Below are 20706 nucleotides of genomic sequence, written 5' to 3'. Positions count from 1 at the left end.
ATAGTTTACTTAAAAAAGTGTTGTATTTCATTCCAGATTCTATTTGCTATATTTTCCATTCCAATATCCGAAGGGTGCATCCCCACTCCTTGATTCTGATATTCCTGAATGGCTGTATTTTTATCTCTTTCTTTATAAAGCCCCTGAAGATCTACATATATCCAATTGTTGCGGATACAGGTCGCCTGCATAATTTTATCTATATGCTGATTTGGCCAGAAGTTACCAACCAGACAAACTTTAAGTTCTTTTTTTCCTGATAATCCCTTCACAAAACGATCAAGATGTTTACCCAACTGATATCTTACAGCTAATGTATCATTGATGTTTTCTCCTATTTCTAAGACCAAAAGGTCAGGACTCCAATCTTTAAATTTCTTAAAATCCCAATCAGTGTATTTCCAGAATTTTCTTTCAAAGGAATCTGCGATGTTGCCGAATTGAAATGCCGCTTGAGGACTCTTCATCTTTATCCTTGATTGCAGGAGGTGCACAAAATCCTTTTCGGCAGAAGTCGCCGCCATTCCCCAATTGCCACTCCAACCAAGCTCAGGTTTTGCCCCATGCCAGGTAATACTATTGCCTAGGATCAATACTTTTAAAGGAATAGAATCCGATAAATTACGCCCGTAAGCCTTACTATTTAAAGTTAAAATCAGGATAGAAAAAACAATTAATGTTATATTTTTAAATATTGTCTTCTTGCTCATGGTTATTCTTTTAAATATCTATTCTAATCGTAAATTCCTTTAATCACTCGGGCAGGAACGCCGGCTACAATAGAATTTGCAGGCATACTTTTGTTGACCACCGCTCCTGCAGCTATGATTGAATTATCCCCAATGGTGACACCCGCCAGAATGGTCACTTTTGCTCCTATCCAGCAGTTCTCCCCAATAGTAATTTTAGCACGTGTAGTGCCTTGATTTTTGATCAGCCTTGTAGAATCATTGTAATTATGATTTTCTGGATGACAGCTAAAATATTGTCCAATGATTGTATGATCTCCTATAGAAACACCCCCAGAACCACCGATACTGGCAAATTGCCCAATTCCAACTTGTTTGCCTATATGTATAAACTCCCCCAAATTATTAAATGAGGTAGAAATGATCAATTGTGAATACGCACCAATTCCGGAGGAATCCCCAATCATCAGTTTTCCTTTTCCTAATCCACTCAGATATACCCCTGTATCAATTTTAACCCATTTCCCAATACTGATGTGCTGACTATTGAAAGTTCTTACCCCTGGGCCTAAAAATATTGGCTTCGGTTTTTTTAGATGAGAAACCTGGAACAACACTCCCCTTAAAAGCTCAATGCTCTTGCAAACTGCTAGATTGAATAAGGTTCGGCTACTGATGTTCTCATCAAATTTGAAAGCAGGGTTTCTCTTCCTGATGATTGATTGAAATATTGTTTTCATTAACGTATTAGTTTATTAAAGCTCTTTTAACAGCTTCTAAAAGTCCATTTTTATAAGTGACTGATGGGGTTAACCACGCTCCCTCCCCATATTCGTTCCAGGCATACAGAACTGCAATCTGATCATCTGATCTACCAGGATTATTTTCCAGCACCCAATCTTTCAGGCCTTTAACAGATTGAAAAACTGAAGCAGGGGAAAAACCTTTAAAATGAGGTGAAGGCTTATCAATTCTATTCATTTCGTCCCAGGGACGTGGATCCCAGTTCAGGGTACTTACCGGAATATAGGGCATTTCAAATTTTAGAAACTGAGACCATACTGCCTTTTCACGCTTACTCAGTACGGTAATTGGGCTAACAGATTGTCCATTGATTAATGTTTGATCGTGGTAATTATAACCTGTTAAGATGTCAAAGCCACATTGCTTAGCCAGTACGACCTCTTTTTCATCAGGTGTAATACTGATTCCAATACTTAAACCCTTTAAGCCCCTACTTACCGCAGCTGCTTTCAATTGATCCAAAGCCGATTTGATTTTTGCGGCTGAACCAAATGAACTCATGAGCATCTTTAAACTTAGAAAGGTAATCAGAGGTTTCTCATTAAATTTCAAATACGCATCATTTTCAAAAAGATCTAGCCATATTTTTGAAACCTTAGTCCAGTCGGCAGGCCCAATGATATACCCATAATGATTGGCTACAAGCAAATTGAATTTCAACCCTCTTTTATCATTTGAATTGACAAATAGGCGAAGTGCATTATTTCTGGGTTCCTCCAGGTTCTTTTTAGAAAGCTCAGAATAATACCAGCAAAAGGTGAAGAAATCAAGATCAGCCTTTACTGCAACCGCTACCTGTTTAGACATAATTTCAGGAGTACTGGTGATCCAACCCCAAATTGGAGCCCTTTCTTTATAATTTGCTGTTAATGAGCTCGAAATATGGCTTGTTTTACCAGTCCATCCATCAAAATAATAAGCGCCAACTTTCAAATGAGGAGCTGTATTATTTTGCCCAAAAACAACAGTTGCAGGGCTGGTACCTAATGCCAGAGAAACCAAAAAGAAGTAAAAAATTATCTTTTTCATATGATCTTATTTCATTTTCAATGTTGCTGTTTTAATCAGATTTTTTGGCGAACCATTTTAGTTGTACCCGAATTAACAATCAGTTTTAATCTTGAAAAGCTTCGTCTAATTTTTTATGAAATCCGGTTAAAGAGAACTTTTCTTCATAGACCATTTTGGCGTTCTTCCCATGTCTTTTTAACAAGTCAGGATCATTCATATATTGGCTGATTGCAGCAATAAATTCAGCTTTATTATTTGGCTCAAACAAGAAACCACTATACCCATGCTCAATGATTTCTGGCAAGCCACCATGATTCGCTGCAATTACTGGTTTACTTAAACTCATCGCTTCTATTGCAATCCTGCCAAAAGGCTCTGGTCTTGTACTGGGTACAATTGCGACATCCGACCAGTTGTAAATTTCAGCCGTATCTGAAACAAAATCCAAAAACTCTACCTGATCATTTAAGCCCAGTTGATCAACCTTTTTCTTTAGCTCTTGTACCATTTCCTCATTTCCGGCAGAAGTACTGCCAACAATCCTCAATATTACATTTTCATTGGCTAGGGCTGCCAGCGCGGCTATAGCAAAATCTTGTCCCTTCCAGCTATTGATCCTACCAATCAACAACATCTTTAAAGGAGATTTTTTTGGAGGCAATTCGATTTCGGAAGCAGTCAGTGAGACTTCCAACAAACCCTTTGTGGCAAAGCCTTCAAATGCATTATGGATGACCAAACTTTTAGCTAAAGGAGCAAAGCTATTTAAGGTAGACTGAGAATTAAATATGATTTTAGCTTTCGAATATTTCAAAAAGAAAGACAGCAGCTTACTCAAAATACCATTTGGAATTTCCCGGATGTGAATCATTTTCATTTGCTTCAGAAAGGGAGCCAGTAAATAAAAGTCAAGGATAACAGAGGTATTTACATAAACCACATCATACTGATCAAGTAATTTCTTTTTCCTGGAACAGGAAAACAAAGGAAAAATGATCTTTCCCCATTGGAGTTTCATTAAATAGGTCTTACTTAATAAAGAGAGATTCATGAAAAGAATTTCGACATTTAATTTTTCCAGTTCCTTAACTAATGGACCATTTCTAGGAAGAATAACCGTGATTTTTTCAAAATTCGGCGACAGGCTCAGATAATTTACCACCTGTAAAAAACTCCTGTCGGAACCATACATATCAGCACTCTGGTGTAAACAAATAATATTCATGATTTATATTTTAAATGACCTATTTCAATAGTGATCAAGATCCCTCATTGTGGCCAGTACTGTTATTCCGTTCGATGTCTTCATGACTATCAGTATCACGAATACCGATAGTCATGAAGGATTAAAAATTATTTTAAAAACCTCAGATCCTGGTATTTTAGCGCCAGCTTAAAAGACACAGCCATACTATAAAAATAAACGAGCAACCTTGCTACCGGCCTATCTGACAGAATCTTCGGCCATGTACTTTTTAAATTTCTAAAGCGGCCAAGCATCATATCGGCGGAAGGGTTCGACCATAATACGGTATCATGATCAAATTTGATAGGCAATACATACAACTGCTTTTCAAATCTGGAAAAGTTGAGCATAAATGCAGTATCAATTCCGTAGAGGCTTAAGCGTTCATCAAATTTCAGCTGATGGATAGAAAATACCTTAGCAGAGATCACCATGCCACTAGTAATGGCCAATACATTCTTTGATGGAATAACTCCCGTCCTGATCTTTTTCCAGTGTTTTCCTTTGAAATAAACCCATGCTCCAGGACTCACTACTTTTTCTTTATGGAGCACAAGCGGTAAAAACAGCGCCAGCCTGGGAAATTTAAGCAGTGCTTCATTCAGCTTATCAAAATAATAAACTGGTATTTCCGTATCTTGATCCAACAACATAGCATAATCATAAGTATTCATGGAAAGTACCTGATTATAGAGTTTGGATAACCAGGTATTTTCTTCTGTCCAGTGGTATTGGAACTGACCGAAAATCTTTTCCAGCGCCATGATTTCCGCTTCGGAACACTTATTCGGGCTATTATCCCAAATCACTAGTTCCAGTTCAAACAAATGCCTACGCTGTTCCAACAACGTTTTTATTGTTGGAGATTCTGAAATCGTTTTCTTATACAGTACCACCAATACGAGTATTTTTGGTTTAGAAAAGGACTTATTTCCTATCATGAGGTCATGTTTTTGGTGAATCAGGGCCGATTGTTTTTCCATATTTTTCATTTATCTCAATTTGTCTGCTATTCCTGTAATTCCCTTACTTATCCAGGCCATAGAAGTCCTTAATTGTATATAGCCAACCTTTTACTCATTAACTTTTCGTAAGAGTTCTCTTCATTTAAAGAATTCAATGCATTTTTAGCCAGGCAAATGCCCAAACCTTCTGATTCTATCAGCCTGGCTATAGATGAGCTGAACTCCTGCGCTGTATTACCAACTAAACAATCTTTACCATTTTGAAAACACAAGCCCTCCATTCCTACTTCAGTAGAAACAAATGGTATCCCCATGTTTACAGCTTCAATAATTTTCATACGAATACCACTACCAATACGAATTGGAACGATAAAAATGCTATTTGCCAATACTGAAGACAGGTCTTCTACATAGCCCATAAAGTTTATTGATTCCAACTGACGCTCATATTCGGTGATACTATCCTGATGCCATTTTCCGATTACCAGTAATTCCAGCTGTGGATAATTTGATTTCAATTCTGACCAGCAACTCCTTAAAAACCAATCTAGTCCTTCCTTATTCGGAAAATGATTTTCACCACCCAAAAAGACAAGTTTATGGTCAAAAGAATAACTCAATCCTGGGGCTAGAACTTTAATAGGAACTGGAGAAGAAACTAGGCGTGCTTTTTTTAGATCTTTTTCAAGAATCACTTTATCCACTTCTGAAAGTGTACACACCATATCGTATTTTTCCAGAGCAGATAATTCAAACGATTTGTTCTTTTTATAAACCCGATTTAGAAAAGCCGACTGAAAACTAAAAAGCTCTAATTCTCTTTTTTCCCTGACGAACCGCAATTCATGGTGTACAAAAATGCGATAGGAACTGCGTGGTATATATTTCGCAAAAGAGATCAGTTGATGAAACTCCACCTGCACAAATTCAAAATTATTCTCCAGCAACACATTCCTGAAATGATCAATAAATCCAGGGGGGAATCCAAAACTTTTGGACCTGAAAAGTGTCGTATTTAATTTAAGTAAATGGTCCAAATTTGTTTTACAAAGCGCAGAAAACACGCCTTTTCCAATGAATCGATTTAAAAATTCTGAAAATCGATACAGAATAGAACTAAACTTATCCGACAAAGATTGCTCTGTAATCAGATATGGTTTAAATTTTACATTCGGCCATAATACCTTCAACTGCTCCAAATCTTTTTGATCGCTAGCCTTCATGGTAAATGCAATCGTCATATCAAAATGATGGCGCAACTCGTTATCAAATTCGAATTGGGCAATCCTGCCTCCCGAATTTAGAGGAAATGGCATATAGGGGGTAACAATTAATATCTTCCTCATTGTTGTCTATATTTAATTGAAAAAAAGGTGATGAAAAGAAATATGGGTAAAATAGCCGTGGAGAAGGGTGCCCAACCGGTCAGTCCATAAATAATGTAGGCTATAAACAAGCCGATCATACTTAAGGAAAGAATTTCATTATTTCTCTCACTAATTTCTTTTTTAGCTTTGAAGATGTTGCCAAATAAAAAGCCAAGCCATAAGATCATGCCTAAAATCCCGACTTCAGCAAGGACGATCAGGTGAATGTTATGGATGGGATTGACAGCAAAAAAGTCGTCCATGGTGACTTGATTTACGATACCCAAATGCTGAGAGAGATACGAAAGATGGCTATTTAATCCTACACCAATAACCGGAGAGGCATTAAATAAATGAATAGCCATCAACCAGTGTACCATTCTATTGTCATACTGATCGGAAGAATCGCTTCCCATGAAAAGTTCACTCAAAGGAGAATAGACGATCAGATAAACTAGAGCCAATACCGTTGGCAGCACGAATTTGAGAACGTTCCCAATGGAAAATAAATTCTTATGAGCATTTTTATTGAGATAATAACAGGTAGAGAGTGTAATGATCAATGCCAGATAAGAAGTCCTGGAATAAGTTAAAAAAATAATCAGGATGCATAAAATCAACGCTCCTTTACTCGCTTTTTTTCTGAAATCGTATAAATAAGTCGAAAGAAAAAAGGCAGCTGTAATCACCATAAACAAAGCCAGTCTGCCAGGATGATTAAAAAAACCTACTGCTCCGCTTCTCGTATCCAATCTGGTCGCCCAGATCTCTGCTGATTCATGAAACAACTTCGTGACTGCAGAAATACCGAGAACCGGAAAACATAGGGCCAGCAAAAACTGCGCACATGTCAATAGCATCAATCCATCAAAAAGACCATTCAACACATCCTCCATGCTCAAGAAGCTGCTGAGTAGTTTAAACAAGAGGATATTGGACAAGAAGAATATCGCCAGTACCCAGGTACCTGTAGGAAAAGAATTGAAAGGGTTCAGGAAAGATAAAATCAACAGCAGGCCAACACAGTTGACCCAATTATTTGGTTTAAAGGAATACTCCAACCATCTCCTTTTTGCAAAAGGCAATACCGCCACAATCATCCCTATGGTTAGGGAAATGATATAGATGGGCTGCACTGTTCCAGCTATATCATTTATTTTCGGGGTATTTAATGCTTTTCCAAATTCAAATGGAATGCAAAAAATGAAAAAACTAACCCATAAAAATTTCGTGTCCTTTTTTTTTGTTTTAAGAACTACCGATCTAAAAATATAGCAGAAGATGACAAGAAATAATAATATTCCTTTACCCATAGGTATAGTTATTGGTGGTTTCTAATTTAACGCCATTGATATTTTTTTCAACACAGTCCTGAATCGTGGAAAAATTTTGTGTGAATAAGCGAATCTGTTCTTTTGAATTGTCCAGTTTATCATAATCGATCAAACAAAGCTTCGGATCGATTTCGAACAGCTTCACCATACCTTCAAATTTATTGGCATAAGAAACGCCAAACATTGGCTTGCCATAAGTCAGTCCTGATATCCCCAAATGCATTCTACCGGTAATCGTAAAGTCTACTAGAGCCACATAGCCTTTCAGCTCCACCCCATTTTTGATTTGATCGGTATAGAAACAATCTTCTCCTTTAGCCAGGAAATACTCCTCTAAAATGCGACTAATGGTGCTGTCGCTCGCCTCATCACAAATTGGTCTGATGTCATGATAAAGGAAAACAAAAGCATAATTCCCCCTATCCAGAAACCCTTCTAACAAGTTTTTAAAGCCCGAAAGGTAATTGTCAAAACCAATTTTCCTGGCCTGGATTGCATTCGGACAAACTCCAATTATTGTTTTGCCTTTTGCCTTAACCTGCTCTCCCCATGCCTTATATGTTTCATAAGTTTTACTTTGATAAACACCTGGAAGGTCCGGGCAAATAAAAGCGATATCATTGGTTAAGATCAGGCGGTCAGCAGGAATAAAATCTTTCATCCTGACATAGGATTCTACATCTCTGATTTTCAATTTAACATCTTTTGCTACTGATGAAAATTTAGCCTTCACTTCTGGGAGGATATTCTTGCTAACACTAAAGCCGGAGATCTGTGCTTTCACCCCAATTCGATGAGCGAGCTCAATTACCCTCAGACGATTAATAGAATTATGAACGCGATAGGTTCCATCCATAATATCTGCGCCAATCACATACACCAAAGCACAATCTTTGATCAGAAATAACAGTTTAAGAAAATTCACCTTTTCATTAAATCCATCCAGGAATACGACATTATTGTTGATTCTTCGATAGTCTTCCCGGATGATTTTAAAACCATTTAGAATATTTACCTGCGCATCATTTGCGAAGTTATTGATAAAGGAAGTGATCATAATGTCTTCCCCAAAACCACCATTCAAATTCGCTGCAGGAAGTACCAATACCTTCTTTGCCCCCTTTTTACCCTTCACAAAAAGGGAGAAGAAAAGGGCTAAAAACCAGAAAAACTCAACATAAATTCCTTTAAATACTTCTTTTAACTTGTTCATCAATTATATATTAAAAATTAATTTTATTACCTTACTTCAACGATATCTGTTAAAGGTCTGCGTTCCGAAATTGCCACACTGTAATTGTCTTTGAGATGGCCTACCGCTAAAAACATGATCGGTGCACAATCGCTATCCATTTCCATTGAATTTGTAAATGCTTCATATTGCTTTTTAGCATAACTGGTATTCAGGCAACATACCCCTAATCCCTCTGCATGTAACCCCAAAACAATGGACATTGCGAACATTCCTCCATCGATATATACCTGGTTCCGCTCATAAGCAAAAAAAGAAGACAGCTTTCCGGTGATCACAATTAAAGAACTAATTTGCTCGCCAAAACCTTTATTACCATTCTGTACATTTAGAAGTTTACGCTTCAGTTCGACATTAGAGTGTTCGATCACATAGACCTTCCATGACTGCCTGTTACACACTGATGGGGTATACCTTGCTGTATCAATTACTTTCAGTAAGGTTGCTGTTGACACCGGCTCATCAGAAAAATCTCTTACACTATTTCTGGATTTAAAGAAACGTTCAAAATCAAAATCTAAAGCAGCCATAATGTCCTGCTTAGGAACCAATTTTGTCCCTCCCGTTTTATGGAATCTGGATTCATCACAACGCAATAGCAAACGCTCTAGCTTATCTTTTAATCCCGGTGCTACCTGAGCGTGGCCCTCATCAAAATCCAGATATTCACGAAGCGTATCTGCAGTCATATCAGTAATGGCATCTACACCATACTTTGTCAAATAATCTTCCACGATATCAGCTAATGCCCCAATCCTTGGCCCCCCAAACCCCGGACGCGGTTCAGACAAAGCCAGTCCCTTTTCCACAGCATGATATTCCTTCAGGATATAGGCCTGCATCATTTCTTTATTCCTCAACTTGAATGAAGCAGATTCTCTTTTAAACTTCCGATAATCATATACATAATCTCTAATAATCGAAAACTGAGTTTGCTTCGATCTGTAAAGTCTTTTAGCTGATTTTGGAACGATTTTCTTAATTAAATTTTTCATCCGGAGTGTTATTTTTTAATGTTGCTTTTACTTAAATGCGCCGAAATCTTTATTTTTCGGCGCGGGTTAAGTTCATTCTCTGTTTATATTTGGTTGGTTTTATATGTGTTTCAATTGTTTCTTTGTATGCAGCTTATCCAGAAAGCCAGACATCATCTTCTTCAGGAAGAATTTCTCATCCTCACATAATCCGAAAAGGTAAATGCTTGTTGCAAAGACCAGAACCCCAGCGGCCCCTGTAAAGAAAAAACGGAACTCAAAATGGAGATAAGAAACCGACAAATAGCAGGTTAGTATCAGTAAACAAAGGGGGACGATGATCTTATAGATGACATTTGAGAAGTAGAGAGAAATGGAAAGTCCTGCAATACTTTTCAAGAAAAACAACCTCAATGTGCAGGCGATCAATTCTACAAAACAGTAACCTACGAAGACATAATATGGAGCATACCCAAGTTTTAACAGCAGATAAGCCAGTGGTAACGCAAGGAGTAAAACAGAGCCGACGACCATCTGATAAGCTTTCACCTTTCCTGTAGCCTGTACTGCCGACTGCAAACCAATGGTAAGTTGATTAATTAAAGTAGCACACAACATTAAGGAGCAAAAAACCACAGTATATTCCGGAACTTTTGTTAGCCATAACCTAAGAATGGCATTCATTTCGAAAATGCAGGGAACAGCAACAAAGGCCAATAAAAAAAAACCGAATTTGCTGCCGATCATCGATAGTCTCAACATTTTTTCACGATTGGCAGCCCCTTCGCTTTTCATAATCTGAGGATTGATCGCCCGAAGCAGGGTAAAGGAAAAAAAATTCAATTGGGCCGCCACTTGATTGGCAATTCCAAAAGCAGCATTTACTATCGTTCCTAAAAAGATATTCAATAAAATTGCCAGGCCTTCTGCTCTTCCCAATGCACACAATGAACCGAATAGATTCCAACCGGCAAAAGAGGTCAACTCTTTTATCAATTTAGTATCCACAGAAAATATGCCTTCTAAGGTACAGTCGGGGTACTTCCGGAAGCAATAAACAGCATACAGTAAAAAACTAACGATACTAATTCCGGCAGTCAACAAGCCATAAACGGCTAGTTTATCCTCGGATACTAAATATAATAGATAAGCAATCCCCAACTTTAAAAGCGTCTCTACCACATTCACCACTGCTACCCAAAGCATGTTTTCATGTGCAACCAGGGAACCGGTAAAAGGAACCGCAATCACTGTAAAGAAAACTGTTAAAGACATAAAATGATAAATCATCTGAGCAATATGAATTCTGTCCTGAGGAATATTTAAAAAGCCATCGAACAAGAATAAACCTGCAATTTCCAGACCTGCAACAATCACAATTCCAATTCCCAAATGCAGGATCAGGCTATTTGAAAAAACCTTTTTCTGCATGCCAAGATCATCTTTCCCCTGATAAAAGGAAAGAAACCTTTGGGTAGAAGTTGCCATAGCGGTATTCAAAAAGGAAAGCATCGCAATCAGTCCCGCAATCAGGTTAAAAAGCCCATAATCTGCTGCACCCAATGCTGTTAACACTAAACGTGTAGCATACAATGAAATCCCCATGGTAATCAACATTCGGGCATACAAAACACCCATGTTCATCACTACCTTATTTCCTGATTTCATTTGATCTGATGGTTATTTTGTTTTAAATAATTTGTTAAAAAAGCCTGTTTTCTGGGGATTGGCCCCATAGTCACCATAACTATAACCATAACCATATCCTTTGCTGGCCTGTATATCGTTGATCACTATACTTAAGTTTTTCATTTTCTGACTCTTAACCAGGTCCTCCACAATAGTCAATTGTTGTTTCAAGGTGTAATTTTGCCTCAGCACATAAATGCAGACATCCGCGTAAGAAGCCATCAACTGTGCATCCGTTACAATGCCGATCGGAGGTGCATCAATAATGATGTAATCAAATTGCTGTTTCAACTCTTCCATCAGCGACTGTGTCCGTTCACTGAGTAATAATTCTGCCGGGTTTGGGGGAATCGGGCCTGAACTTACCATAAACAAGTTTTCCTGAATTTTCAATGGCAAGATGATATCTGCTGTTTTTAGCTCAGGATTAGCAATATAATTGGTGAATCCAACGGTACCCGGGAGCTTTAACTTCGCAGAAAGACCCGGTTTACGTAAATCCAACTCCATCAATAGCACCTTTTTATTGGCCAGGGCAAGAATATGTCCAAGGTTGATGGCAATAAATGATTTCCCTTCTCCAGACATACTACTGGTCAGCAGAATTACTTTCTCATTTTTGTTTTTGAAGAAAAATGAAAGATTGGTTCTCAATGCCCTGAACTGTTCAGAGATAACTGAACGCGAACTGTTGGCAATAGCCATATCCTCGTCCTGGTGACTGATTTCTCCGATCACTGGTGCATTTGTAGCCTTAGTAACATCTTCTTTAACTTGTACCTTATCATTCAAAAGATCTTTCAGGTACATCAATCCTAATGGGATAGCCAACCCTGCAATTAACCCAAACAGATAAACAAAGGCTTTTTTAGGGCTGAAAGGTTTGATTTCAGATTTAGCCGGATCTATAGTTCTTGAATTTGCAATATTAGCTGTTTTTGAAATCGCCGTTTCCTCACTTTTTTGCATCAGGAAGATGTACAATTCCTGTTTGATCTGTTGTTGCCTGGCAAGATTTAGGTAATTCCGCTCCATCTGGGGAACATTTCTCACCTGAGCTTCTGCCTTTTTCATCTGCTCATTAATCCGGTTTCTTGTAATCTGAAAACCATTTAGCGTACTGGCAATATTAGTTTCAATATCTGTTCTTGCATTGCCAATTTCCTTATCCAGTAATTGGATACTTGGGTTGGATTCTGTAACACCGATCATCCTTCTTGCCCTTTCCAAAGTCAAAGCATTGTATTTCTCTACCACTCCATTGAATACCATATCAGTAGGAATCAATGAACTTGGCAACACTTTTTTATTCTTCCCTTCATCTTTCAAATAGTCTTGGAGACTACTTAAAACACTAATCTGAGTTTCTATTTTCCCCAATTCATTGACGTATTGCCCGGTAGTCTGCACCAATAATTTAGACTGTTCCGACATGTCTGCGAGGTTATTTTTCTGCTTGAAGTTTTGAATATTTCCCTCAAGACCACCTAGCTCACCACTGATATGTACCAAACGATTTTGAATAAATTTCACAGTACTATCGGCCACTTCATTTTTATCCCTAAGGTTGGCCTCCACATACTTTTCTATCAGTTTTCCTAAAATATCCTCTCCTTTTTTAGGAACCGGATGATTCAGAGCAAGGTCAATAATTGTCACCTGTTTATTTTTCACTTCTACAGTTAGGGCAGTCATCAGGTCAAGCACCCTGGCATCAACAGACATAATTTTAAAGTTGTAATGCTCATTACCAGGAGAAACCCCTGGATTTTTCAGGATCTGAACCAAACCTACTTCTGGAATGGTAAAAGAATGTTCAAACGCAACCAATGTATCCAGACCGTCTGCAGCAATTGCTACTTTTCCATTTTCCACAAAGCTCACCTGTACTTCGGTAGCCTTAATGGTATCCAGAGGTGTGATCACTTTCAGTAAATAAGGAGATTCATATAATTCTACGTTCTTAATGGCCCCCTTTCTAAAATAGGTAACGTTCAGGTTCATATCCTTAACTACCTCTTCCATCAGATCTCTGGTTTTAAGGATTTCAGCTTCATTGTCTACCGTACTCTTCGTCCCTAATAGTCCTCCAATGTCGCCCAATAGATCTCCGCCACCAGATAGTCCGGAGCCTTTTTTCTCGTCGTTTACCAGTACCCTTGCCGAAATTTTGTAATAGGGTGTTTTATACTTTCCATATAAATAAGAAAGCGCCAGACAGAGGAATACGGATAACGCAATCCAATACCAATTGTCCAATAAGCGTAGTAGGAGTTGTTTAACATCCAGGCCATCTGAATTTTCATGCGCGGTTTTATCTTCAGAATTTATGTTCTTCATCTATAATAGTCTAGCGGTTAATAAAGTAATGGGGGGTTAAAGCCTCGAGAACAACACAATTAAAACGGACAATGCAGTTCCAATAACCGCAAAAGTTTGTGTTCTTGCCTGGTTTAATGAGGCAGCTTTTCCCTTGTTAGGCTCCACATAGATCACATCATTTTGTTTCAGGTAATAAAATGGGCTGTCAAAAATCCTGGAGGAATTGAGGTCTAAACGAGCAAATTCCTTTTTTCCATCATGATCTCTGATCAATAGAACATTCTCTCTTTTCCCAAAAATAGTGAGGTCACCAGCCATTCCGAGTGCATCCAGTACGCTTACCTTTTCATTTGGCAGGATATAAGAAGATGGTTTTGCGACTTCGCCCAACACTGTTACTTTGAAGTTTGCATACCGAACCTGCACATTAGGATCTTTATAAAAAACAGCAGCTTTAGTTTTTAGGAGATCACGTGCCTCGTATGTGGTTAATCCGGCCACTTTCACTTTGCCAATAATAGAAAGGTCTATTTCTCCGTTTTTATCTACAAGGAAACCATTGGAAGCAGAAGTACTACTACCAGCGGTAGCCACTGCAGCAATTGCATTGCTATTTGCCTGCTGACTTGCCAATTGATTCACTGGCATACCAGTCGTTGGATCTACAGTAACCAGTAAAATGGATAAAATATCATCAGGATCAATAGTTAATCCCTTAAAAGCTGCAGTATTTTGAACTTCAGAGCCACCATTAGCAGTTATATCCTGAAAATAAGGAACTTTTTTTGTCGTAGAACAAGAATTCAGTAAAATAATAGAGAAAATAGCCAAATAATTCAGGTATTTTCTTGACAACAAAACTTTAACCATAGTAATTTCGATCTAAAAAACGGCTTAATCACCAGAATCACGTGAAAGCAAAAATAATCGTTTTAAATTTCAATTACACCTAGCTACAAATGGGTATTTAGCTAAGAAAACAGCTCCATATTCCTAAAACAGACATTTTCAAGCTTGGAAAATAAACGTCCGGAACGAATCTCAGTGGTCAAAGCATTTAAATGTTTGTCATGATGCAAATCAGTTCCTGCTAAATCATAATATTTTTTCTGGAGCAGGTATTCTGCAAGTCTCTTCACTTCTTTTCCATAATAACCAGAAAGAGAAAGCAGGTTCAACTGGAACAATACGCCCATTTCTTTGAAACGATGAAAACGCTGATGTCTATCCTGATAAAAGCTATAACGTTCCGGATGTGCCAGAATCACCACATAACCTTTTACCTGAAGGTTGAATATGACCTGTTCAATATTTAGAACTTCTGAAGCATAGGACATTTCAATTAAGATGTGTTTATTAGGCAGACATACCAGGTCATTTGTGATTTCAAAATCTTCATTCACCATATGCTCTGCAGCAGCTCCCACTTCTATTTGTAGAGATGCATCGGATAAGGCTTTTCTGGTACTCTCCAAGGTGTTTGATATAATCCGCTGATCATTTGGATACAGTCCGGCAAAAATATGAGGTGTGGCCAGCAATTTTTTAAAACCTAATTCCTGTAAACTTTTCATAAAATTTATAGCCGAGTCCATATCTTTAGCACCATCATCAATAGCAGGTAACCAATGTGCATGCATATCTACACCTAACCACTCCATATGGTCGATGTGCGTTTTTTTGTTAAAAAAAGAAAACATCTTAGAATTTTTAATTTTTTTGAAAAACAAGCCTGCATTTCATAACCCCATACAAAATCTGCCTGTCATTTTAACAAAAATACAATAGCGATAGATTATCTACGTTATATTTCATTGATTCAGCTTACAATTAAGGAAATATACCCAATTATAGGTAGTTTTTTCAGGCAAAAAAATAGCCTGGCATCTATTGATGTCAGGCTATTTTTTTTAGAACTACTACTGAGGTAGAGAAAACAGATTTAATTACTTCTTATATTCAGCAGCTAGTTTAAGCGCATTATAGGCATTAACAACACCTCCACTAATACAAAGGTCTGCAAAAGGAATCTCCTTCACCACATCGCCTTGTTCGACCTTAACTACCTGATCAACTTTTACCACAGACTTCATAATAATGTCTTTCACTTCCGAGGCACTTAATTTTGGGTAGTAAGAACGGATCAGACCTGCCAGACCTGCTACAACCGGAGCGGCCATACTTGTACCATTCAGTTTCTGATATTTAGAATTCGGAGTAGTTGAATTGATATTTACCCCAGGTGCAAATACATCCACTTTGGTCTTTCCATAATTAGAAAAATCGGCTTTTATGGTTTCGTCATTTTTCCAACCTGAAGCTCCCACAGTAATCCAGGAAGCAGCAATACCACCATCCTGATATTCAGGATTAGGGAAATTCTGAGCATCATCCAGATTTTTATTATCATTTCCCGCTGCATGAACTAAAAGCACATCTTTTGATACTGCATACTTTACCGCATCATCCACTACTTTTTTATCCCAAGAATAACCTTTTCCAAAACTCATATTGATCACCTTAGCGCCGTTATCAACTGCATAGCGAATACCATTGGCTACATCTTTATCACGCTCATCACCATTTGGAGTATTACGAACCGGTAAAATCACCACATTATCTGCTACGCCATTGATCCCAATTTTGTTATTCCTTACTGCGCCAATAATTCCAGCAACATGGGAGCCATGTAATGCATCTGGTCCGGCCACATCGTTATTACCATAAAAACGGTCTTTCACATCGTTAGGATCATCTCCTACTATAGATCTTGGATCGAAATCAAGATTCAGATTGTATTCTACCTGAGTTTTGAAGTGGTCAACACCGTCTACGATTTGTTCCGCGTAAAAATCCTTGAAATTGGTATCCTGCAATTGCTGAACCAGAATTCTCTGTAGGTTTTTTTCCATATCATTGGCTGGGACAAAATTCTGGAAGTCGGCCAAAGTAGGATTTTCCTTCCCAATCTTTTTAACCAGCTCATCAATCGCCATTTTCAATCCAGAATAACGTACCAGATTATCTTTGGCCTCTGCCAGTTCTTTTTCGAATTCAGCTTTATTCTTTTGATAAGCTTCAAAAGCAGCAAGATCTGCTGGTTTGATTGCAGCCAGGTCCAGGTTAGCAAATTTTGCATTGTCTCTGCGCACCAAACGCGTCAATTCTAAAGTTTCATAATTGATAGAACCTTTATCAGAACCTAAAAAACTCCAACCATGAACATCATCAATATATCCATTTCCATCATCGTCTTTTTTGTTTCCGGCTTTCTCTTTTTTATTTAACCAGATGACACTTTTCAAATCTTCATGATTAATATCCACTCCCCCGTCCAATACTGCAACAATTACAGGTTTAGATTTCTTTCCTTTTAACAATTCGTTATAAGCTTTCTCAGTACTGATTCCAAAAGTGGTATCTGTTTTAAGATCCAGATTTTGCCAGTTTGGTTTTTGGGCTACCGACACAAATGGAACGATCGCCAATAAAGACAAACTTAATATTCCACGATAGCAAAAGCTCGCTTTCTTCTTATTCATATGATATAGATATTTTGTACAAAGTTAAATAATAAATAAGGAATGGCGTTCGTATCAAATATGCGACGATCACCTATCCACTCCCCATAAACGAAAAAAAGCCAGATAGAGATATCTGACTTTTATTAAAGATGAAAAATTGATACTATTTTGACTACTCCATTGCCATCAACTCGTAGAAGTTTTTGATCCTGTCGAAAGAAGGATGCAAAGAAACCACATCTCCAAAGACCAATAAGGCAGGAGCCGAAATAGAGTGGTCTTCAATCAATTCGGCAATCGTATCAACTACCCCAATTTTGATATTTTCATTCACAGAAGATCCATTTTCAATAACGGCAACAGGCATTCTGTTTTTTCCTTCCCGCTGAAAGACAGCACTGATTTCTCTAATTTTTTCAATCCCCATGAGTACCACTACAGTTGCATTGGATTTTGCCGCAACTTTCAAATCCGGAGAAAGTTCTCCTGCAGCATTTGTACCACTCAGGACCCAAAAACTTTCACTAAGCGGACCGAAAGTCATTGGAATTTTATGTAAACCAGGGACGCCCAAAGCACTGGAAATCCCTGGGATGATTTCTGTTTGAATATTATAGGATTCTGCATAATCAACTTCCTCAAATCCACGGGCAAACACAAAAGGATCACCACTTTTTAAGCGTACCACATGGCCAAAGTTCAAAGCGTAATCGATCATTAACTTATTGACTACATCCTGCGAGAAGGATTCATCATCAGATTTACTACCCACAAATATTTTGATTGCTTTTTCAGGTGCATGATTTAACAAAGCTTCATTCACCTGTGCATCATACAACACTACATCGGCTGTGTTGATGGCTTTTACTCCCTTTAAACTGATCAGTTCAGGATCACCCGGACCAGCGCCTACTAATGTAATTTTAGGTTCTTTTACACCACTTTCAATCTTATTTAAAATCATAGTCTTAGGTTTAAAGGGATTATATATTTGTATTAATGATACAAATATATAAAAAGACTATAGAAGTAGTAGACTTAATTTGAGATTATTTATTTACTCCATGAAATTGCCATCTGATTCACGTGCAATTACATCAGCAATAGAGGTTTGGGCCAACACTTTCAGTGTAGCATCGCGGACATCGATAAAAGTTTTTCTAATCCCACAAGTGATTTCATCGTGGCATTCATCACATTTACGATAAAATTTAAGACTAGCACAAGGTACCATGGCAATAGGCCCATCGGTGATACGAAGAATATCTGCCAGATAAATATCACCCGGTTCTTTATTCAGGCTATATCCCCCACCTGCACCTTTCTTACTATATAGATATCCTGCATTACGCATATCCAATAGAATCTGCTCTAAGAATTTACGAGGGATCATTTCCTGTTCTGCCAACCTTACGATTTGCATAGGAGGATTTCCAGCATTTTTTCCGAGCGCAACAAGTGCCTTTATTGCATATTTAGTCTTCTTAGATAGCATAAAGCAAAGTTAAGAAAAATCCATTACTTTCTCAGCAGGTAATCATTTGTCAGAAATAGGGAGTAAAACCTTGCTTTAAATTCAAATTTGCATTTACTATACCTTATACTAGCAGCTTCAGCTATTAGTTTCCCTTGTATCTTTTGGCCACAAATTGTGGAATAATGCAACAGTCCTGATTTTAGCAAAATCTAGCTAAACACTGTCTGAAAGCGCTTTAACTTAAATTCAAGGATTCTGGCACCATTATGAACCTGATCTAATCGTATTTGAAACAAAAGAATTTAAATTAAAATAGAGAGTTATGAAAAAGATCATTTTATCAGCAGCATTTTTAGCATTCGCAGGATTAACACAAGTAAAAGCAACTGACCTTAAAAACCCAGTTATCATCAGTGTAAAACAAGATAGCACTACAAAAACTCCGGTTGAATTGAAAGATCTTCCAGATGCAGTAAAAGCAACATTGGCTTCCGACAAATACAAAGAATGGACTCCAACAGCTGCATTCCATATCGTAAATGCAGACAAATCTGAATTCTTCCAGGTAGATGTTAAAAAACAAGAAGAAACCGCTTCTTTAAAATTAACTAAAGACGGTGCTATTATTGAGTAACCATCAATAAATAACAATTAATATAGTGTACGAAAGCCGGATGTCCCCCGGCTTTCGTATTTTTGCTATAATTACAAGCGAGATTCTTATGGCAAAAATACTGATTATTGAAGACGACCTTACCTTTTCGCAAATTCTTGAAGGCTTTCTAACCAAGCACGGTCATGAGCCTAAAGCGGTTAACGAGGTCAGGAAAAGTCTGAAGTTAACAGAAGAACAAAATTTCGACCTATTTCTTGTAGATTACCGCCTTCCGGATGGAACAGGTCTAGATGTACTTTCTCATATCCGCGGAATGGGTATGATTCAGCCAGTCATCATTATGACCAGCTTTAACGATGTCAGAACCGCCGTAAAATCCATCCAGTTAGGAGCTTTCGATTATATTACCAAACCGGTAAATCCTGATGAATTGTTGATGATCATCAACAATGCTTTAGGTAAAAAAGAAAAACCAGGCAGCAGCAATTCTATCGAACATGCAGATGCTATCAAAGGAAAAAGCAGTAATGCTGATAAATTATACGAACACATTAATCTGGTTGCACCAACAGATATGTCGGTCATCATTCAAGGTGAAACCGGAACTGGGAAGGAATATGCAGCCAGAGCTCTGCACATGCACAGCAAGCGTAAAGACAAACCTTTTATCGCTATAGATTGCGGAGCCTTATCAAAAGAATTGGCGGCAAGTGAGTTGTTCGGTCATGCCAAAGGTGCCTTCACTGGCGCACTAAATGATAAAAAAGGTCAGTTTGAAGCAGCGAATGGGGGCACCTTATTTTTGGATGAGGTAGGAAACCTGAGTTACGAAGTACAGGTGAAAATGCTAAGGGCCTTACAGGAAAGAACCATTCAACCATTAGGCAGTACAAAAAACATTAAAGTAGATGTCAGGATCATTACTGCAACCAATGACGACCTTAAAAATAGTGTCAGCAATGGTGATTTCAGAGAAGACCTTTACCACCGTCTAAATGAGTTCAAAATCCAGCTATCCCCACTAAGAGAGAGAGGAAAAGATGTAGAATTGTTCATCAGCCATTTTATCAAATTATCAAATGAAGAGCTGAACAGGAATGTTCAACACCTTTCTCCTGCTACAAAAGACCTGTTACTTCAATACGATTGGCCAGGCAACCTCAGAGAGCTGAAAAATGTGATCAAGAGAATGGTCTTATTAACCCCAAATGAAACTGCAGAAATTGAATCTTTGCCGGAGGAAATGATCATTTCCATTAACCAGGTTCCTAAACCTCAGGGCTCCGACCTTAAAGCCATCAATGAAATCAACGAAAAAATGTTGATCATGGAAACACTGGTTAAAGTAAAGTACAACAAATCAAAGGCGGCTAAATTACTGAACATCGATCGTAAGACACTATATAGTAAAATGGAACGCTATGAAATAGAATAGG

18 protein-coding genes are annotated in these 20706 nt (G+C 37.9%); 2 read left to right on the top strand and 16 right to left on the bottom strand.

Going from position 1 to position 20706, the window contains the following annotated elements:
• Positions 1-5: 5 nt before the first annotated feature.
• The 16 genes from R2Q94_RS02985 to R2Q94_RS02910 all read right to left on the bottom strand — a co-directional run bounded on the left by R2Q94_RS02985 (position 6) and on the right by R2Q94_RS02910 (position 18672).
• Positions 6-710, bottom strand: a complete 705-nt coding sequence (locus tag R2Q94_RS02985) for a hypothetical protein (RefSeq protein WP_316819939.1) — start codon at positions 708-710, stop codon at positions 6-8.
• A gap of 23 nt (positions 711-733) precedes the next feature.
• Complete coding sequence (locus R2Q94_RS02980; protein ID WP_316819938.1) at positions 734-1429, bottom strand: acyltransferase; 696 nt, start codon at positions 1427-1429, stop codon at positions 734-736.
• 7 nt (positions 1430-1436) lie between these two features.
• Positions 1437-2522, bottom strand: coding sequence for a glycoside hydrolase family 99-like domain-containing protein (locus R2Q94_RS02975; RefSeq protein ID WP_316819937.1), 1086 nt, complete (start codon positions 2520-2522; stop codon positions 1437-1439).
• An 85-nt stretch (positions 2523-2607) separates the two neighbouring features.
• Positions 2608-3729 carry a glycosyltransferase family 4 protein gene (locus R2Q94_RS02970; RefSeq protein ID WP_316819936.1) on the bottom strand — a complete coding sequence of 374 codons (1122 nt, stop codon included), beginning with the start codon at positions 3727-3729 and terminating at the stop codon, positions 2608-2610.
• Positions 3730-3857: 128 nt separating this feature from the next.
• Positions 3858-4733: a glycosyltransferase gene (locus R2Q94_RS02965; protein ID WP_316819935.1), complete on the bottom strand. Its 876-nt coding sequence runs from the start codon at positions 4731-4733 to the stop codon at positions 3858-3860.
• A gap of 68 nt (positions 4734-4801) precedes the next feature.
• Complete coding sequence (locus tag R2Q94_RS02960) at positions 4802-6061, bottom strand: glycosyltransferase (protein ID WP_316819934.1); 1260 nt, start codon at positions 6059-6061, stop codon at positions 4802-4804.
• Positions 6058-7218, bottom strand: coding sequence for an O-antigen ligase family protein (locus tag R2Q94_RS02955; protein ID WP_316819933.1), 1161 nt, complete (start codon positions 7216-7218; stop codon positions 6058-6060). Before R2Q94_RS02955 ends, R2Q94_RS02960 begins: the two co-directional genes overlap by 4 nt.
• 169 nt (positions 7219-7387) lie before the next feature.
• Entirely contained in the window at positions 7388-8629 is a 1242-nt protein-coding gene (locus R2Q94_RS02950; protein ID WP_316819932.1) for a polysaccharide pyruvyl transferase family protein, read from the bottom strand.
• Positions 8630-8655: 26 nt separating this feature from the next.
• Positions 8656-9663: a nitroreductase family protein gene (locus R2Q94_RS02945; RefSeq protein WP_316819931.1), complete on the bottom strand. Its 1008-nt coding sequence runs from the start codon at positions 9661-9663 to the stop codon at positions 8656-8658.
• 99 nt (positions 9664-9762) lie between these two features.
• On the bottom strand, positions 9763-11310 hold the full coding sequence (locus R2Q94_RS02940; RefSeq protein ID WP_316819930.1) for a hypothetical protein: 1548 nt from the start codon (positions 11308-11310) through the stop codon (positions 9763-9765).
• Positions 11311-11322: 12 nt separating this feature from the next.
• Complete coding sequence (locus R2Q94_RS02935; protein ID WP_316819929.1) at positions 11323-13671, bottom strand: polysaccharide biosynthesis tyrosine autokinase; 2349 nt, start codon at positions 13669-13671, stop codon at positions 11323-11325.
• A gap of 36 nt (positions 13672-13707) precedes the next feature.
• Positions 13708-14523, bottom strand: a complete 816-nt coding sequence (locus R2Q94_RS02930; protein WP_316819928.1) for a polysaccharide biosynthesis/export family protein — start codon at positions 14521-14523, stop codon at positions 13708-13710.
• A 101-nt stretch (positions 14524-14624) separates the two neighbouring features.
• Complete coding sequence (locus R2Q94_RS02925) at positions 14625-15353, bottom strand: tyrosine-protein phosphatase (protein WP_316819927.1); 729 nt, start codon at positions 15351-15353, stop codon at positions 14625-14627.
• A 246-nt stretch (positions 15354-15599) separates the two neighbouring features.
• Complete coding sequence (locus R2Q94_RS02920; protein WP_316819926.1) at positions 15600-17195, bottom strand: S8 family peptidase; 1596 nt, start codon at positions 17193-17195, stop codon at positions 15600-15602.
• A 154-nt stretch (positions 17196-17349) separates the two neighbouring features.
• Positions 17350-18141: a uroporphyrinogen-III C-methyltransferase gene (gene cobA / locus R2Q94_RS02915; RefSeq protein WP_316819925.1), complete on the bottom strand. Its 792-nt coding sequence runs from the start codon at positions 18139-18141 to the stop codon at positions 17350-17352.
• A gap of 93 nt (positions 18142-18234) precedes the next feature.
• Positions 18235-18672 (bottom strand): Rrf2 family transcriptional regulator, encoded by a 438-nt coding sequence (locus tag R2Q94_RS02910; protein ID WP_316819924.1) that lies wholly within the window; start codon positions 18670-18672, stop codon positions 18235-18237.
• Between the two features lie 304 nt (positions 18673-18976).
• Here R2Q94_RS02910 and R2Q94_RS02905 point away from each other — a divergent pair, with 304 nt between their 5' ends.
• Both R2Q94_RS02905 and R2Q94_RS02900 read left to right on the top strand, forming a co-directional pair.
• Positions 18977-19288 (top strand): hypothetical protein, encoded by a 312-nt coding sequence (locus R2Q94_RS02905; protein WP_316819923.1) that lies wholly within the window; start codon positions 18977-18979, stop codon positions 19286-19288.
• An 88-nt stretch (positions 19289-19376) separates the two neighbouring features.
• Positions 19377-20705, top strand: coding sequence for a sigma-54 dependent transcriptional regulator (locus R2Q94_RS02900; protein WP_316819922.1), 1329 nt, complete (start codon positions 19377-19379; stop codon positions 20703-20705).
• Position 20706: the final 1 nt, after the last annotated feature.

Origin of the sequence: Pedobacter gandavensis, from assembly GCF_032678465.1 — a bacterium.
Classification (GTDB): Bacteria; Bacteroidota; Bacteroidia; order Sphingobacteriales; family Sphingobacteriaceae; genus Pedobacter; species Pedobacter gandavensis_B.
Note: the sequence above shows the minus strand (reverse complement) of the source record. Positions and strands in the feature narration are given on the sequence as shown.

What these genes read in the sequence shown, in the direction of transcription:
- R2Q94_RS02985 (WP_316819939.1), bottom strand. Translation starts at nt 710, where the DNA reads ATGAGCAAGAAGACAATATTTAAAAATATAACATTAATTGTTTTTTCT.
- R2Q94_RS02980 (WP_316819938.1), bottom strand. Translation starts at nt 1,429, where the DNA reads ATGAAAACAATATTTCAATCAATCATCAGGAAGAGAAACCCTGCTTTC.
- R2Q94_RS02975 (WP_316819937.1), bottom strand. Translation starts at nt 2,522, where the DNA reads ATGAAAAAGATAATTTTTTACTTCTTTTTGGTTTCTCTGGCATTAGGT.
- R2Q94_RS02970 (WP_316819936.1), bottom strand. Translation starts at nt 3,729, where the DNA reads ATGAATATTATTTGTTTACACCAGAGTGCTGATATGTATGGTTCCGAC.
- R2Q94_RS02965 (WP_316819935.1), bottom strand. Translation starts at nt 4,733, where the DNA reads ATGGAAAAACAATCGGCCCTGATTCACCAAAAACATGACCTCATGATA.
- R2Q94_RS02960 (WP_316819934.1), bottom strand. Translation starts at nt 6,061, where the DNA reads ATGAGGAAGATATTAATTGTTACCCCCTATATGCCATTTCCTCTAAAT.
- R2Q94_RS02950 (WP_316819932.1), bottom strand. Translation starts at nt 8,629, where the DNA reads ATGAACAAGTTAAAAGAAGTATTTAAAGGAATTTATGTTGAGTTTTTC.
- R2Q94_RS02945 (WP_316819931.1), bottom strand. Translation starts at nt 9,663, where the DNA reads ATGAAAAATTTAATTAAGAAAATCGTTCCAAAATCAGCTAAAAGACTT.
- R2Q94_RS02940 (WP_316819930.1), bottom strand. Translation starts at nt 11,310, where the DNA reads ATGAAATCAGGAAATAAGGTAGTGATGAACATGGGTGTTTTGTATGCC.
- R2Q94_RS02935 (WP_316819929.1), bottom strand. Translation starts at nt 13,671, where the DNA reads ATGAAGAACATAAATTCTGAAGATAAAACCGCGCATGAAAATTCAGAT.
- R2Q94_RS02930 (WP_316819928.1), bottom strand. Translation starts at nt 14,523, where the DNA reads ATGGTTAAAGTTTTGTTGTCAAGAAAATACCTGAATTATTTGGCTATT.
- R2Q94_RS02925 (WP_316819927.1), bottom strand. Translation starts at nt 15,353, where the DNA reads ATGTTTTCTTTTTTTAACAAAAAAACGCACATCGACCATATGGAGTGG.
- R2Q94_RS02920 (WP_316819926.1), bottom strand. Translation starts at nt 17,195, where the DNA reads ATGAATAAGAAGAAAGCGAGCTTTTGCTATCGTGGAATATTAAGTTTG.
- cobA (WP_316819925.1), bottom strand. Translation starts at nt 18,141, where the DNA reads ATGATTTTAAATAAGATTGAAAGTGGTGTAAAAGAACCTAAAATTACA.
- R2Q94_RS02910 (WP_316819924.1), bottom strand. Translation starts at nt 18,672, where the DNA reads ATGCTATCTAAGAAGACTAAATATGCAATAAAGGCACTTGTTGCGCTC.
- R2Q94_RS02905 (WP_316819923.1), top strand. Translation starts at nt 18,977, where the DNA reads ATGAAAAAGATCATTTTATCAGCAGCATTTTTAGCATTCGCAGGATTA.
- R2Q94_RS02900 (WP_316819922.1), top strand. Translation starts at nt 19,377, where the DNA reads ATGGCAAAAATACTGATTATTGAAGACGACCTTACCTTTTCGCAAATT.